This window comes from Rhodococcus sp. UFZ-B548, from assembly GCF_903819475.1.
GTDB lineage: Bacteria > Actinomycetota > Actinomycetes > Mycobacteriales > Mycobacteriaceae > Rhodococcus_F > Rhodococcus_F erythropolis.
On the sequence record NZ_CAIJDS010000064.1, the window covers coordinates 22,167 to 39,156 of the forward strand.

The following is a 16,990-nucleotide window of genomic DNA, read 5'->3' on the forward strand; positions in this document are numbered from 1 at the left end:
ATGGTCCTCACCCTCCAGGCGCCGCTAGGGCACGACATCACATACGGCCTGGAGTGAGGGATAGAACTGCATGCTCAGCCACCTGCGCAAAGTTTGAGCTCCGTATCCTCAGGATTAGTCGAGACCGTCAGGTCGTCTGCTCCAGCAGTTCTACAACGATGCGGTCGTACCCTCCGCTCTTGCCGCGCATACGCCTTCAGCATCAAGCTTTTGCCTGAATCTATAGTTCGATCATGAACATTTGCGTTTTCCTTTCCTCTGCCGACCTCGACAAGCGCTACACACAGCCGGCCGCGGAATTCGCGGAACTTATCGGCAAGGGTGGGCACACCCTCGTATGGGGAGGATCCGATACCGGCCTTATGAAGATTGTCGCGGACGGGGTCCAACAGTCAGGAGGTCGGCTCGTCGGGGTCTCGGTCGACTTTCTCCGGCAGTTCGCCCGGCAGGACGCCGACGAGATGGTGATCGCCAAGGATCTCGCCGAACGCAAGGCCCTGTTGCTCGCCAGAGCGGATGCGTTCGTGGTGATGGTCGGCGGTATGGGAACGCTGGACGAGGCCACTGAACTCCTCGAATTGAGGAAGCACGGGCTGCTCGACAAACCAGTTGTACTGCTGAACACGGCGGGCTTCTACGACGGACTGATACTCCAACTCCAACGGATGGAGGACGAGGGGTTCCTGCCGGTCCCCCTATCGACCCTGATCCTCCGAGCCAACGACGGCGCAGACGCACTGGCCCATCTGGCGAAGTACTCCGGGACCCGGTAGAGACAACGTGCCAGTCTAATCACGGTCTACGCCACTTCGACCAGCCAGAACCATGACAACGTCGTACGCCACCGCCCCTGCTCAGGCATACCTGGACATCACCCCGAATGACGCGAACCCGTCTTCACGCAGCTTCCGACCAGCGCTTAGCCTGCGAAATTTTGTCGAGGGCATCACCGTGCACCCAGCGCGCTGCCCGAGAGAGACGCGTAGTTGCGGCCAAGGTCTGGACGCGTTGGTCACGTCGTGCCTGTCACGCCCCCTCATCGCGCGCAGATGACAGTCATCGCGCACGACGCGATGAGCTCGGCGAGCGTCGACTGCCCGGCGCCACGAGAAAGTTTGATGTACGAGACCATCAGCGAACTACTGTGCCCGCCGTACTGGCACACCACCAGTTCGGACTATGGTTGATCCGAAAACCAGCCCCGCCACGACCGGCGAAATCTACTCCGGACATTCGTCTCCTTCAACGCGCTACACGTTGGCGTCGAATGCCTGGACGAATGATCATTCGAGAGCGACTCGGCTAACCGCCAAACTCGATTTTCGGATCTATCTGGATCGGTGGTCACGGCACGCTGACCGTCGAGATGCCTCACGGACGCTTTCAAGCATTCAGGTACGGAAAGGGCTTGACGCCACAAGCTTTCGAGGAATACACACGCGTTAAGCATGGCATGCATTATCTGTGCTCCGCGGACCCATAAAGGCAAATTGGGAACACCTTCGCGTTGAGTCTGCGCGGAGTTGCTCCAGGGCTCAATGCGGAGGTCTCCAAGGTGTCTTGCCCGCTAGTGCACTTTTGTACCACCGAGTTCGGTGAGTGTCTCCTGTCCACTGAACTGCGGATAGTTACCAGACCGACCTGTAACTCAACCGCTGTCCACGTCGTTCAGGCTCTTCGACTGTCCGACTTCTCGGTCCAACAATAGCTAGGTACCCCGGTTCATTGGCACCCAGCAATCGCATTTAGCAGGCTCATATGTTGCAATACAAACGGGAAGAGCTCCCGATCACTTTGCGGCGCTACAACTTTCCTTGCCCAGCCCGACCGGATGGACTTCCGTCACTGCCGCGGCATTTGCGGTATTCTTTCTGATCATCATCAAGTTCCGGGATCACGGCCTTGATGCCCGGTTTCGTAGTATTGGGCGGATCGCTCTCGATGGATACACCTTGTCCCCCAACGCCGCCACCGGAGTCGTTCTAGTCTGCCCGCGTCCGTGCAAGGGATCCGCAATGCGTCCAGTATGTGGGGGAACATCAGGCGTCACCGTCTTGGCCGGACGTGATGATCACGACCAGCGGACGCATCTTCAAGTCACAGAGGCTGTGAATCTTGGTCGTCAATCCCCTGGACCGACCATTCGCGTGGTGAGGGACGCTCGTGGGGTTCGACAGGTCCCCAATGATGCGGGTGTGGTTCGTGCCGTGTTGGTGGGCACCGTTGACAGTCGAATCGACAGATACTCCTCATTCGATCAGCCCGCGGTATCGGCTTCGATGAGCAGACGCTGGTTGATCTTGCCCAGGTGCCATCGCCAGAGAAGCGTCGTCTCCAGTCCTTCTGCCACGATCCGAACGATTCGGACAGATCGCGCCACGGATCCCCAGCCTGACGACGGGCGCGAGGAACAACCCGAGACAACCGGCACCAACACATCGTGGACCTCTTCAGCGGCGCTACACCCCAGTCGAGCTGGGCATCCATAGCTTCCCTGTCCAGGAATCGGCTGCGCAGTGGAGCTTGCGTCATACGGACATTTGGCGGCTACTAGCTTGTCTCGATGACGGCAGCGAGCAAATAGACGTACATCGTGTCACTCCCCGAAAAGCGATACATCCCCGGCGCGGCAGGTCCAGAACAGATCGCACCTTCGCGGCCGCGATATTCGCGCCACTCTGCCCCGCCCGCGAGCACATACTACTCACGGGTAACAACAGAGCTCTATTGCGGTTTAAATTCGTGCCGGCTCACGTTCTACAGCGGGTCAGTTCCGTCTAACACCACTGGCGTGGAACGTGGTCCCACGTGTCCAACATTGCCGGCGATGGAGTTGGATCCGGCCGATCAGACGGATGCTGCAGCGGCAGCTGTGCGATTGACCTGAATCTCTTTGTGGTGGTCGACTGCCCATGCTGCGAGGTCGAGGACCGTCTTCAGCAGGCTACGCCCGAGGGGTGTGAGCTCGTACTCGACCCGAGGCGGCACCTCGGCGTATGCGGTGCGAGCGAGGATGCCGTCCTGGGTGAGCTGGTGGAGGGTGAGCGTGAGCATCCGTTGCGAGATCCCGGGGATCGCGTAGACCAGTTCGGTGTAACGCAGAGGACCCGCCTCCAGTGTGCCGACGATGAGAACACTCCACTTGTCACCTACCCTGCTCAGGACGTGGCGAATGAAGTCCGCGTCGTCATCGTCCCAATGAGAGCACGGACCCGGAACCTGCCGTACTGCCGATCGAACTCCAGCCATCGTCGCCTCCTTCGTGCTCACGCACATTGATGTGCATTTTGTAAGCATTTCAACACTGACGCAAGATGGTGCTACACACAAATCGTGCGGTAACGAAAGGAATCGACATGCAGATCGAGATGTGGTCCGACATAATCTGCCCCATCTGCGGCATGACCCAGCAGCACCTGCACAACGCGGTAGCCGAGTTCGAGCACGGAGACGAAGTGGAGATCATCCACCGTTCGTTCCAGGTTCACCCCGGCCTTCCGATCGAAGGGATCACCCAGACGCAGCTCAGCCATAACGCAGGAATGACCGTCGGTCAGATGAACAACATCCTGCGCCCCGTAGAGATCAAAGCGGACCAGGAGGGCTTCGGCGGCTATCACGCCATCGACCGCACGCTCGGCCCCACCGACCTCACTCACGAACTCCTCGCCTACGCGACTGCCCAAGGCAAGCATCATGAGGCGTGGAGCGGCATGTTCAAGGCGCACTTCGGCAGCAACCGCCAGCTCTGGACCGTCGACCAGCTCGTCGAGTTCTCCGGTGAGATCGGACTGAACGAGGCCGGAGCCCGCGACGTGCTTACTTCGCGTAGGTACAAGGCGCAGGTAGAAGCCGAACAGGAGCGTGCACAGCGAATGGGCGCCCACGGCACCCCATTCCTCGTCATCGACGGCAAGTACAGCATCGGTGGGGGCGCAGACAAAGCCACACTCACCCGCGCAATGGGCCGGGCGTGGGACGCGGATCATCCCGCTCCCGTCCTCAGCATGCTCGCCGAAGGCGATCAGTGCCGACCGGACGGAAACGCCTGCGCCGTCTAGTTCACGAGCCTGGACGGGTTCACATGCCCGCGCCAGACAACTGGCGACGCGTCCTGTAGCAAGGGCCGTTTCCCGCGACCTCCATACACATCGACTGTTTTCCGATCCGCTGCTGATTCATCCTGTCGAGAGTGGATCGGTATTACAGGTGGTCAAGGCAGATTCACCACGGGTTCGGCAAGTCCCTACGTTCTGTTGCGATGGTCACGTCATTATGGGCAGCCTCTGTGAGGGCGGCATCATCTCAGGGTCGGGGTTAGCCAAGCGCCAAATCGCGCGGCGAGTTTCACATCGAGCGCAGCATGTCCTCGCTGAGCACAATCAGTACGCGCTTCAAAAGCTAATCTTGGCGCAGCCCATCATCGATTCGATCTGAACACACCCACCTGCACTCAGCGCTGCAGAGCGAAAAAGCCCCCGCGACTGCGGCACGGGCGAAGACGGGAAAATGCGCTGTTCACGTCTGCCGACGAGCACGGTGTGTTCCAGCAACCGCATCCAGTTCGCACTAGGAGATTCCTCGAAGAGGATCCCTCAACTATGGAACGCTCCCTAAGCTCGAACGGGATCCCGACATCAAAGCGCGTGGCAACAGCGGTGAGCAACCTGTGCGAGAAACGATCCGACGTGCGGATATATTCGAGTTCATGGCTCTGACCGGGGGCGACGGGGCCGAAGCTCGTGCGATCAGAGCTCACTGGTCTAGTGAAAGCACCCTTCGTCAACTCGATGTGGAGCACTCGCACTCTGATCGGTATGCCGAGAAGGATCCGAAATCATGGAGTGGAACACGATTGATGAGGCTCTCACCTCAAGGCCTTGAAATCATTCGCGCACACGCCGCCACGAAGAACCCTGATGACTACCTCATCACCAGTCTATGAGGATGCCTACTACCGTCTGCATCGACCGGCAGTGCCGCTCGGGTTCCGAGGTCACACGTTGCGGTACTGTGCGGCACCGACTCCCATCTCTGAGGCAGCTGAGTATCTGGGCGACAACCCGCGGACCGTGCTCACCGTCTATGCGCACGTTCTCGGTGAAGGGAAGCGATGAGATGTCGCGCCGCGTCTAGTCCTGCAATCGCAAGCGCTAGCCTTGCACCCGACTGCCATCGACGTCCTCAAACCCGGATTGATAACCGGCGTGACCTGCGTGGCCAGGGTACCCCGGATAGCCTGCGTGTCCGGGATATCCCGGATATTCCGGGTATCCCCGATACGGCTGAGACGTGCGCCGCAGGAACCGATTCCCCACCACGGTTCCCAAATATTTTCCCTTGGTGTCGACAGCATCAGCATCCCCCCAAGGGAACCAGCCAATCCATTTCCCACTCTTGCCGAAAAGGAACTTGTCTCCATCCGTTCGGCGAAACGCAACCGGTTGACCACCACGATCAAAATAGAAGTTCACCATGTATGCCTCCTCGTCAACTGAATTATCGCAGATGGATCCGACACATTCGGTTACGGGTGAGTGCGGTCAAACTCGTCATGCAAAAACCCCAGTCATTAGGTGGAACTGCCTGTCAGTGTCGATAGCGACTGACTTCGACCGACTGACGGGGTCGCAACCTACGCGTCTCAGGGACAGCTTTGCTCTCGAAGCGCGCTTGCGGGGGAATTGTCCATCGATTGCAGCGACGACGGCGCTGACTTAGCTTCGGTGGCTTGACTCATGGTCTGCCCAACTATGTTGCGTGGGAAGCGTCGCCGCGCGGGCGCAGCGCTTACTAGAGAAATCGATCGGCACTCGCACGCGTTTTACCGACAAACTCGGCATGCTCGGCATGCGCCACAAACTGGACCGGAGAAACAGTGCTTGTTCGTATTGATCGACGTCCGTGCGGACGGACGGAAGTCGTTGCCCCTACTGAGGGGTACCGCCATGGCCGCGCGTCAGCTTCTTCCTGCCGGTTCTCGACGAGCATGTCCAGCACAGCCCTGTCGACATGAGGTTGCTCTCGCGATGCGACTTGAGCGATCAAGCTGCGGCCTGTGTGTGTGGCGCGGTACGCATCCGTGAACGCACTAGCGTAATTCCGAAAGCATGTCGGCCTAACGTATTTGATCACACTCTGCCCCCAGCGATCGAACGGCATCAACGCGAGCATGACTCGAAGACTGGGGTGGCCCGCCGGTTCACATGTGAGTGTTGCCCCGACGGGCCGTGCGCGCAGTATGTCCGAGGAATTGGGCGCCGTGCTCGGGCCCACTGGCCTACTGCTTACCCACTCGCCGGTGAGCCCGGCCCACAATTCACGAAACAGAACCGCTGCGCCGATCATGATCTGCCCGTCAGATGCTAGGCAGACACAGACCCTACTAGCGACAGAGCATAGTCGCTAGTCAGAATCTACGGATAAATGACCCTAGATACCAGTCCACGCGCGTAAAAGTTACATGTCACGCAACGCAGCGGAAATCAATGTCATTATCTGCGGAGGTTGCATCAGATAAGCACCCCCTTCCTTGATGTCTCGCGATATCTCCAACTGCGCTCGACTCGGAAACTTTCGAGTGAGCATAGAACGATTCAGGCGACCAGATACTCACGAGAGCGCTCGTTCGATAGACGGAATTCGCCTCTTACGATGCTCTCCGCTGCAGTTGAGGGATTGCTACCGGTGCGATCCCTGCTTGCAGTTCCCCGTGGAGTGATCGGCTCCCTCACGCACATCCTTCGGTTTCTGTAATCCCTTAACGCACAAGGTAACCCACCGACAAAGTCGGAAACTACAAGAGGTAGGGTAGCCTAATGAAAACACGCACCACTCTCCGGAGCCGCACGTCGGTCCGGGTCGCCACGGTGGCCTTGGCGACTGTTTTTGCCGCTACGGCCTGCGGTTCTTCCGACGCCGGCGGCAACGCAAACGGCAACACCGATGTCGCGACCGGCGGCAAGCTGTTCAGCACCGCCGACACGGAAACTGCGAAGCTCGGCAGCGATGCCGCGCCCGGCGAGTTCCCGCGCACCATCACCCATGCTCTGGGCGAGACCACCCTCGAGGCCAAGCCCACCCGCGTCGTGGTCCTCGACAGTGGCGAACTCGACCAGGTCCTCTCGCTCGGGATCACCCCGGTCGGCATCGCCAGTCAAGAGAACACGACCAGTCGACCGTCATACCTTGCCGACAAACTGGGCGACGTGCCAGATGTCGGCACGGTCAACAACCTCAACCTCGAGGCGATCACCGCACTGCAGCCCGATCTGATCCTCGGCAGCAAGCTACGCCAGGACAAGCTGTACCCGCAACTCGCGGCAATCGCTCCGACGGTCTTCAGCATCCGCCCCGGCTTCCCGTGGAAGGAGAACTTCCTCCTTGCCGGTGACGCACTCGGCGAGGAGACCAAGGCCGAGCAGGTTCTCAACGACTACCAGACGCACGCGGATCAGGTCCGCGAGTCGATCGACGGCTCCCCCACCATCTCACTGGTTCGCTTCATGTCCAGTCGGCTACGCCTGTACGGCAACCTGTCGTTCATCGGCGTCATCTTGAAGGACGTCGGCCTGCCACGCCCGGCGATCCAGGACATCAACGAGTTGGCCGTCGAGGTCAGCCCGGAAACGATCACCGAGGCAGAGGGTGACCGAATCTTCTACTCCAGCTACGGAAATCCCGCCGACACCGGTCAGACCACCGTTGTCGCCGGTCCGCTGTGGGCAAGCATGGACGCAGTCAAGGAAGGCCGCGCCACCGAGGTGAGTGACGAGACCTGGTTCCTGGGCCTCGGCCCGACAGGCGCAGGCCTGGTTCTCGACGACCTACAGGCAAAACTCGGCAAATAGGACACCGAAGCGAAGTCGACCGCTTAACTCAACCGGAGCCGAGCGGCCGACTCTATTCGTATCAGCAGTTCTTGAAGGAGCCTTCCGGAAGGAATACCGAAGTCGCGGTAACGCGTAGCGTTTCGAGCGAAAATCCGACATACACACATCTCATACCACTGTTCATAGCTATCACACTCGAAACATACCGCTTTCAATTAACCCAGCGCCTGATGCAATATTGTAGCCACCGGACTCGTATTGAGATCGTTGACTTCTCAATCAAACAACATAGCTTGCAGATCTGCGACGCTCGGCCTCTCCGTGTGCAACTACCCAAACAGCAACCTGTGCACGTGACGTGAAGGCCAGTTTCGCGAGAATGTGTTCCACGTGGCCTTCTGCAGTGCGCTGCGAAATCACCAACTTGGCCGCGATCGCCCTATTCGTCAGGCCTTCAGAAATTAAACCAGCAACCTGTCGTTCTCGCTTAGTCAGTTGGTCCACAGCGGCGCTGCGTGGCTCAGATTTCAGCCAACGAGTATCACCCAGCGCATATGCGATCGCTTTCTCGAACGACATCGACTCGCCGTTCCGTAAAGAATCATCGAATTCTCTCACTTCCAGCACAAAACGCGCCTGCCTCACACACACGTGACGATATATGGCAAGGGCCGGAATTACCTCACTTCCAGCCACGCTCTGAGACAACGAGGAAGCAGCACCCAAAAGAACTGCGGTATCTCGTTCGACATTTTTTGCGCTGGAAATCCAAGCCATGACCTCCAATGAAAGAGATGCCATTAAACGATCTCCTGACACTCGTGCAAGTTTGACACATTCTTGTAAGAGACTCGAAGCGCCTACCGGATCGGCCCGCCACTCCACGAACGCAAGCGCCCACAACGAATACCCCCGATACAGGTTTGTGCCGTGGATTTCCGAGATCGCGACCACTTCTTCTTTGCATATAGTTGCCCGATTAAGATCGCCCAGTAACCCGGCGGCCAGTTCTAACCCTATTAAATTTGTAATCAAACTCGAGTTATCACCGCCGATTCGATCGACTCTCGCTCCAGCTTCAAAACAGTGCAATGCTAACATTATGTCACCACTGAATAATCCATGGAACCCTTCAGTAGATAGAATAACGCCTGGGCATTCTTGGTCAATCTCAATATCGGAATGAATTCGAATTTTACTAACCAATTCCGATCCCGTTTTAAAATCACCTTCAATTCCCGCAAGCAAGGCCCTGGCAGACATCGCTCTGATCCAGGAAGAAGTGGCTTGCCCGTCTAAGTTGTGGAGAAATGAGTCGAGCAAAATTCGCCCATCAGTCGAGGAACCGAATATCATCCAGAATTCACTCAGCACTCTGGAGATCTGCAATCCGATCTTAATATCATCGTCGCTTCCCTCAGTCAGGCAGAATCGCAACGCCTCGCCCAAATTCGTTTCCTCACATTTTAACCGATTTATCCAGTTTTTCTGATGTGGACCGAATTTATTATCTTCAACCCATTGTACAAAATTTTGGCACCAATCTCGGTGGCATCGGCGCACTAGTTCAATATTTCCGTTTTCCTGAAGTTTCTCCTTTCCATATTCTCGCAAGCACTCTAACTGCCAGTACCGCGCTTTGTCTCCGACCTCCGTCTTGACAAGAATTGACTTGTCAACTAGACGCGCCAATACTTCCAATACCAATTCTCGCTCAATAAATTCGGTGCACATACTTTCGGCGGCATCAATTTCAAAGCCACCAGAAAAGACTGACAGTAGACACCACAACTTCTGTTCCTTTAGTTCACACAATTCATAACTCCAATCGGTAGAAAGCCGCATTGTCCGTTGACGGCGAGGCGCACCTCGATTTCCAGATGTGAGAAAATGGTATCGACCAGACAGTTGATCTAGGATCTGTTGTGGGGCCATCATCTGCAGACGCGCTGCTACCAACTCGATTGCCAGTGGTAGTCCGTCAAGGCGCTGACAGAGACGGCTGACCGCACGCTGGTTTTCATCGGAAAGTTCGAATCCAGGCTCCGCGAGCTCAGCCCGCTGTGTAAATAGCGTCACGGCGTCATATTGTTCCAATTCTTCTAACGATTGGATTCGATCAGAATCAGGTACCGCCAGCTGGGGCACTCTCAATACAGCTTCCCCGCCTATCCCCAACGGCTCTCGGCTCGTTACCAGAATATGCAAACTAGGGCACTGCCGAAGAAGGATCGTAACTGCCTCCACTGCCTCCACGATTAGATGTTCACAGTTATCCAACACAAGCAGCATCCGCTTACCAGCGATACTCTCAGCTATATGTCTCAACGGAAGCTTCGTTGGTGGAGTTTCCAATCCCACTACCGAGGTGACTTTATCGACTAAGTGTGCCAAATTATCGATATCTCCGAGTTCAATCAGGTAAACACCCTCGTCGAAGGCACGACGAACATTCCCTGCCACACGAGCGGCCAACCGCGTCTTGCCGATTCCACCCGCTCCGGTCAACGTAACCAAACGCGTAAGCGCCAGGAGTCGCTTCGTCTCCATCAACTCGTGGCGTCTCCCGACAAAGCTGGTAAATTCTACAGGAAGGTTGGTCTTGCTGTGAACATTTTGCATAATATTGTCACTCTCTATTGCGATAATCATGCTCATGCTGATCATTTGGATGGGACCGACCAAACTGCAAGGAACATAGGCGGCTGGCAAATTCGTTTACACTCACGAGAGTATTAGTTACGACGACAGAGTACTGCATCTACAACATTTCATTACCCATTAAGGCGCTGCCCGAGCCAAGGCCGTCTTGGCCAGTTCGCATATGCGCATTCGGATTAGTCTTTCCTTGGATAATTCTAAAATTTCAGTGAGTTATCGTCACTCGCCGCTCTCAGAGTTCGTTGAAATTTACCTTGCCACTTGCGTAACGCCACACATCAAGACTCGGCAGCCTTGGCATCCGTACGGGGCGAACCTTCGTACGTCTTATGCTCGTGAAGTACAGGTCGGTACAGACTCGACGGAGGCGTGGCATCGAGTCTCGATCTCATCCCAACGCGCGCAGCCAAATGCTAGCTTTTCGCACGCAAGGTGCGCAGATTCGCGTGCGCAGAGTGCCGCGATCATAGTCCACTGTTGTTGCAAACTGTGCGAATCATCTTCGATCGAAGTGCGTAGTTGGTCATCAGTGAGCGATTGAATATTACTACTTGATCTGTTGGGTATATTTTGTTTGCGTACCGATGAGAGTATTTGTGCCACTCTCAGCAAACGACGAAACACGGATACCGGCTTGGCGAGAACGCGACGACTGGTCGGAACTTCGTTGTTGCGATAGATCTCGGTACAACCCAGGGTGCCTACAATCATTTCTCTGCCTGTCTCTTCGAAGTCGGCTTACTCTCAGCCTTACTTGACAGGGGTGGCGCTCGAACCCGTAGTTCCCCCTGGCTGTCAACCGCAAGGGCGCGTGTCCTGCGTGCATCGTGTACGCCCGATCACGCGAGAACTAGGGATGTACGTGCAACTACGCCTCTCAGCAGCGCTTGGACCTGCTGGTGGTGAATCGCAACCATTGAGTGTTCTCATCTGGATATATGACCAATTTCATTCCCGGACAACGCCTTTCGGAGTTCTCGACGGGATGAGATTTCTAGTTTCGCATACACTTTATGCAGGTGCCACTCCACTGTCCGGGAACTTATGAATAGTTGGCCGCCGATCTCCGGGTTTGTATTCCCATCTGCTGCCATACGGGCGATTTGGGTTTCTTGGGCCGTCAGATCGCTGGATTTCATGATTGCGCGTTTGCGGACAGTCTCCCCCGTGGCCAGAAGTTCTCGTCGCGCGCGATCAGCGAAACCCTCGGCACCCATACGACTAAATAGATCGTAGGCCGCACGCAACTCTTCGCGTGCGTCAAGACGACGGTTCTCACGGCGCAGCCACTCTCCGTAGAGGAGGTGAGCGCGTGCGAGATGAACTAGGATTCGGCTATGTGTTAGCCGGTCAATCGCCTCGCGGTAGCAACTCTCGGCAACTTTTCCCTCATTCAGCAATGCGCGTGACCGTGCCTCTATTCCTCGAGCCCACTCTGTACCGCTGGCCCGTGTGCGGCCCGCCAACGTCTCGAACGCCGCAGAAGCTTCCTGACGATTCCCGCTACGGACGGCTGCCTCGACCAGTTCGGTCAATGCCCAACCACGCAGCCCCAGATCTCCGTATTGGCGTGAGCGTTGTGCAGCCGCAAAGGCGCTCTCATACTTACCCAAGCTGTTGTACAGCACCGCTGCCGCGTACTCTGCAAGAGTGATCGCCCGGCCCTCCCCCCGGCCGATTGCATCGTCAAAACTAGCCTGGCTTAAAATTAGTACGTGCGATTCCTGCCCACGCCAGGCTGCCAGAACCAGCGAGGTATACCGAAGTGGCGCGTTACCGGTTACCTGTGTAATCGCCTCTGCCTCATCGATTAATGCCGACGCTGCAGCGAACTCACCTGCATGTAGATAGACGCCGGCACGATAGTTGAGCGCGATAGGAAGAACATTGAGCGCGCCTTTTGCACGGGCAAGTTGAACTTGAAGAACCACGAGCTGATACCAGCTCTCGTCATCCCAAAGGTCCGATGCGACACGGCACCCGAGCCAGAGCCATCGGGCGTCGTCCTCACTCGGCCCCCCGTCAAGACACAATATGCGTATGGCTTCGCGCAGTTCGGGTACGCTCGCGCTGTAACCATCGGTGAATCGTGTCGTTAGCCCGTCCAGCAGCAGGTCAATAGCTCGGCGTGGCTGTATCCCCGGCGGCGCTGCGCGCGCAGCCTCAGCTGACGTCTGAAGGATACGTTCTCCACCGAGACGACCAGCGAAAATCGCAGAACCGAGCATTTCCAAATACGTTTCGCGCGCGAGGGCCGCATCAAATGGGCTCAGCTGCTGGGCAGCATGTAACAGCAACATAGGCGCTTCGCTGCCACGGTTGCGTGCAAATACGATCTGAGCGCGCAACCGCGCCACCCTCGCCTTCTGCGAGTCGTCAAGCAAATTCATCTCTGCAATGGCGAGCAGCTCGATCGCCTGGTCTGGTGCCCCAGCCTCGAACTTAGCCTGCGCAGCCGCTAGCGCCCGCATTCCACGCCGCGTCACCCCTGGAGTCAGCTCAACCGAACGCGCTAGAAACGCGGCCGTAGCAGCGATCCCTCCGCGTTGTTGCGCGCGGACAGCTGAGCGCTCAAGCTCTTCAGCTACCGCCTCATCCGGCTCGAGAGCAGCATGTGCCCTGTGCCAGGCACGGCGATCAGCGTCAACCAGTTGATCGGTTGCTTCGGCAAGCGCGCGATGCACCGCCTGCCGATCAGCGGATGTTGCGGCACGGTAAACAGCTGATCGCACGAGTGAATGATGAAACCGTACCCGGGCTCCAATTTCAATTAAGCCTGCGTCTTCTGCCGGCGTTGCCGCCGCTGCACTGACTCCAAGGAGCCCCGAGGCACGCCGTAGCAAGCTCACATCGCCAACCGGCTCTGCTGACGCAACCAGTAGAAGCCGCTGTGTTTCTGACGGCAAGGCATTGAAACGTGCCAAGAATTTTTGTTCGATACGGCCTGCCAATGCCCGCGCCCCTGGAAGTCCGAATCCACCCGCCAACTCGACTGCGGTCAATCCCTTTGGTAGCTCCAGGAGCGCTAGCGGGTTGCCGTGCGTTTCAGCAACGATTTCATCCAGGACCTGTTCGTCCAACCGCCCTTGTATGACCGAGGCCAATAGCTGGTGTGCGTGATGGTCGTCAATTCCACGAACTTCCAGGTGCGGCAAGCTCGACAAATCTTTCTGTCGAACCTCACGAATCGCGAATACAATAAGAACTCGCTCAGCTAAGAGACGCCTCCCCGCGAACGCTAGTGCCTGCACACTTTCCTGGTCTAGCCATTGCGCGTCATCAACCAAGCAGACCAACGGCTTTTCCTCAGCAGTCTCAGAAATCAAGGTCAAAACTGCCAAACCGACCATAAAGCGATCAGGTGAATCACCTGCCCATAATCCAAACGCAACCCCTAAAGCCTCACGTTGAGGCACCGGAAGCCGCTCAAGTTGCCCAAGCATCGGTACACAGAGTTGATGCAAACCCGCAAAAGCCAGTTCCATTTCCGATTCGACACCAACAGCTCGCGCGACCCCGCACTCCGAGGCGCGCTGCGCCAGATAGTCCAGCAACGCTGTCTTACCGATGCCTGGGTCGCCGTGCAGCACGAGCGCTCCACTGTGCCCCGATCGCGCCTCATTCAGGAGCCGATCAAGGATCTGGCACTCTGTGGTCCTACCCAATAACATCTGCCCACCGAATCCTCACCTCGAACGACATTGCTCGAACGAACACTGGCTGGTTCCATCATGAGATTCTCAGGCCACTGAACCACGCAACCGAGATCGACTTGTGCTCGCGAATCCGACCGCCTAAACCGCCTATTCCACGAACAAATCCAATTAACACCCACCAACCTGTCACACATCTCGCAAGCTACGACTACCACGGTTACTACCGTAACCAGTGATGCCCCGCGGAGCCAGAGACCAGAACACAAGGATTGAACACCAGAGGTGTCGCCAAGTTGTTTGGGGTGGAGCTATTTTCGAGTTTGATACGGCATCGTGCGGAACGCTCTGATGAACAACCTTGTTGATTTCGACCCGGGTAAGTCCATCGGTCAGGGCGGCACCGAGCGCTAACCAATAAAGACACAAGGACTGTGCGGCGATCAGGGCACCAAACTGCCTCCCAGCCTGCACCGAGTGTACGAGTGCGATGCGTGCGACAGTCTCGGGAACGCCACGTTTGTCGAATACCGCAATCGACTCCGGATCAGTGGCGATGAGCGTGGAACCTGCGCCGAGAAGCCGAAAAATAGTTCGCTCTCGCCGGTCATGCGCGATACTCGTCATCGATTCGACGCGGTCTGCTCGCGCCAGCCGGGGGTAAGGCGTTGCTCGCGGAACTGGCCGCCGAACACACGCGACACTCATTTGCGTCAGCGTGGGCGCGAGGAGAACCACCCGGTCAACGCAGTTCTCACACAATACGAGATCAAGCGCACCGGAATCACCCAGACCACCTTGCACAACGGCACCCGCTTCGCCCTTGCCGCCGTCGTGCGCGGTCCGAACAGCAAGGCAACGGCCGAGGTCGCCCTCGGAGGCCCATGACCCGAACGGAGCCTCGCGCAAACGAACTCCGCGCCCTGCTGCTCGAACACTTCAAAGGTGGCAGCACCGCGCCACGAAATCCGTTGATCCGTTGTCCGACCGTGCGCCCCTTTCACATTGGGCGCAACAACTCGTCGAGTGTCAGCCACAGCGGCTCCCCGGTCGATATCTGAATTCGGTCCGCTTCGGACCTGGGTATGCCATGCAGGTGAATCAACAACGTGCGCAACACGTTCCCGTGAGCGACCACCAGAACCGTCTTTCCCGACCGTAAGTCCGGAACAACGGAGTCCGTCCAGTGCGGCAGCAGCCTGGTAGTGACGTCGTGGAGCGATTCTGTCATCGGTACGTCCACACACGACGACCGATAACGGACGTCGCGGTCCTGCCCCCAGGGCGATCCCGGTTCGAGCGGAGGCGGCGCCTCGTCGAACGATCGACGCCATCGCTTGAATTGGTCCGCGCCGAACCTATCTCGAATATCCCCACGACTGCACCCCTGCAGTGCGCCGTAGTGTCGTTCGTTGAGCCGCCACGTGCGGCGTACCGGAATCCAATGACGATTCGCCGTGTCGAGAACGGTATTCGCGGTCGAGATCGCCCGCCGCAGAAGCGAAGTGTGTACGACATCAGGAAGAAGGGTAGCCTCCGCGATTGCGTTACCGGCACGGATCGCCTCTTCACGACCGCCATCGGTGAGTGGGTTGTCCACCCATCCGGCGAACCTGTCCTCGGCGTTCCACGTACTTTCACCGTGGCGCAACAGGATCAGACGTGTGCAGGTCATACTGAATCTCCTCGTGTCCCACCGACTTCGACCGTCACTGTGCCGGGTCGCGGCGGGTTCTCTCGAATCTTTTCAAATTGAATCCGGGCATGAAGCTTTGACTCACGACGCGGCACTCTCTTGCCAGTTGCATACTTCACCCGTTGTAAGTCGTCACCGCATACGCGGGACCCTGTTGGACCGAGGTGATCCCAGATCACTATGCACCTTAAGATGGCGACAGGAAATTGGTCCGACATCAGTACTGCTGCAACGCCGATACGCCCCTGCCGATGTAGTCGCTACGGGTATTCACCGAAAGTTCTCCAGAAAAGCTGCACAGCAGGTGCGTTCCCGTAACGGAGATGCAGACGGCTGAGTCCCGATCAGCTACATCTCGTAGTCGTGGCACCGACATGCTCCGACAAAGGTCTCGAACTGCAATACACTGGAGAAACCGTGAACCCGTGAGGCCATCACGGCTACGTCGACATCCGAGGACGGAGGCACGTTCGAGTTTGTTGTCGGTACCGCGACCGTCTACTCGGGAGACGTGCAAGCCGTGACTCGCCGTGCTTTAACCCTGGCTCTCCAAGACTTACCCAGCCGAACGATCAGGTATATCCCCCCACGTAGCCAGGTGCGTCTGAAAGGACACACGACAACACTAGAGTTGCACCCATCGGAGGACAGTCGGATGAGGGTTCAAAGATCCATCTCAAACGGGAGATCATCACGTGGGCACGTCTCAAGTAGCCGATCCAGTCACAGTCGACACAGTAGGCGAACAACCTTTCAGGCCGGACCCCCTCAGTAGTGGAATTCGGATCTTCCCGTCGTCACTAGTGAACCTCGGTGGCACCGGTGGCCTCTCGGGTATGAAGCTGCTCCCGGCAATCTACGACCAGGTGAACAGTAAGCTCTCCCATCTAACTTCTTGTTGGTCGGCTTCGATGACCCGAACCCGACCGAGTCATCGAGGCTGTCCAAGCCACGATGATTGCCGGTGCACACAGTTCCTTGCGGATCGACACATGAAGCCAGCCTGCATGAAACTTCCGCTATATCCGAGGCGTATTTCCCAACCAATCAGCCTTGAAGACCTGAAAGGCCTCATAGCACTACGGAGCACAGAGTGACCAGGTTCGACAGTATCGAGCGCGCAGTAGCAGATATCGCTGCAGGTAAAG

Annotated in this window: 10 protein-coding genes; 4 read left to right on the forward strand and 6 right to left on the reverse strand. The window is 57.3% G+C overall.

Annotation, left to right across the window (positions count from 1 at the left end; all coding sequences use genetic code 11):
• Window positions 1-233: 233 nt before the first annotated feature.
• A complete protein-coding gene (locus H7C86_RS32870) occupies window positions 234-773 on the forward strand; it encodes a TIGR00730 family Rossman fold protein (RefSeq protein ID WP_182263079.1) in 540 nt (179 codons plus the stop codon).
• 263 nt (window positions 774-1,036) lie between these two features.
• Here H7C86_RS32870 and H7C86_RS37600 read toward each other — a convergent pair whose 3' ends face one another.
• On the reverse strand, window positions 1,037-1,168 hold the full coding sequence (locus H7C86_RS37600; protein WP_259349370.1) for a hypothetical protein: 132 nt from the start codon (window positions 1,166-1,168) through the stop codon (window positions 1,037-1,039).
• Between the two features lie 1,679 nt (window positions 1,169-2,847).
• A complete protein-coding gene (locus H7C86_RS32875) occupies window positions 2,848-3,249 on the reverse strand; it encodes a helix-turn-helix domain-containing protein (RefSeq protein ID WP_182263080.1) in 402 nt (133 codons plus the stop codon).
• Between the two features lie 107 nt (window positions 3,250-3,356).
• On the opposite strand from H7C86_RS32875, the gene H7C86_RS32880 reads away from it, so the two are divergent.
• Window positions 3,357-4,061 (forward strand): DsbA family protein, encoded by a 705-nt coding sequence (locus tag H7C86_RS32880; protein ID WP_182263081.1) that lies wholly within the window; start codon window positions 3,357-3,359, stop codon window positions 4,059-4,061.
• A gap of 1,092 nt (window positions 4,062-5,153) precedes the next feature.
• On the opposite strand, the gene H7C86_RS32885 is transcribed toward H7C86_RS32880, so the two are convergent.
• Window positions 5,154-5,477, reverse strand: a complete 324-nt coding sequence (locus H7C86_RS32885; RefSeq protein WP_182263082.1) for a hypothetical protein — start codon at window positions 5,475-5,477, stop codon at window positions 5,154-5,156.
• Between the two features lie 1,341 nt (window positions 5,478-6,818).
• Here H7C86_RS32885 and H7C86_RS32890 point away from each other — a divergent pair.
• On the forward strand, window positions 6,819-7,850 hold the full coding sequence (locus tag H7C86_RS32890) for an ABC transporter substrate-binding protein (protein WP_182263083.1): 1,032 nt from the start codon (window positions 6,819-6,821) through the stop codon (window positions 7,848-7,850).
• Window positions 7,851-8,111: 261 nt separating this feature from the next.
• On the opposite strand, the gene H7C86_RS32895 is transcribed toward H7C86_RS32890, so the two are convergent.
• Window positions 8,112-10,490 carry a LuxR C-terminal-related transcriptional regulator gene (locus H7C86_RS32895; RefSeq protein WP_182263084.1) on the reverse strand — a complete coding sequence of 793 codons (2,379 nt, stop codon included), beginning with the start codon at window positions 10,488-10,490 and terminating at the stop codon, window positions 8,112-8,114.
• Between the two features lie 929 nt (window positions 10,491-11,419).
• Window positions 11,420-14,164, reverse strand: a complete 2,745-nt coding sequence (locus H7C86_RS32900) for a helix-turn-helix transcriptional regulator (protein WP_182263085.1) — start codon at window positions 14,162-14,164, stop codon at window positions 11,420-11,422.
• A gap of 459 nt (window positions 14,165-14,623) precedes the next feature.
• Between H7C86_RS32900 and H7C86_RS32905 the strand changes: the two genes are divergently transcribed.
• On the forward strand, window positions 14,624-15,034 hold the full coding sequence (locus H7C86_RS32905; protein ID WP_182263086.1) for a hypothetical protein: 411 nt from the start codon (window positions 14,624-14,626) through the stop codon (window positions 15,032-15,034).
• A 112-nt stretch (window positions 15,035-15,146) separates the two neighbouring features.
• Here H7C86_RS32905 and H7C86_RS32910 read toward each other — a convergent pair whose 3' ends face one another.
• Window positions 15,147-15,821, reverse strand: a complete 675-nt coding sequence (locus tag H7C86_RS32910) for a 2,3-diphosphoglycerate-dependent phosphoglycerate mutase (protein WP_182263087.1) — start codon at window positions 15,819-15,821, stop codon at window positions 15,147-15,149.
• Between the last annotated feature and the right edge of the window lie 1,169 nt (window positions 15,822-16,990).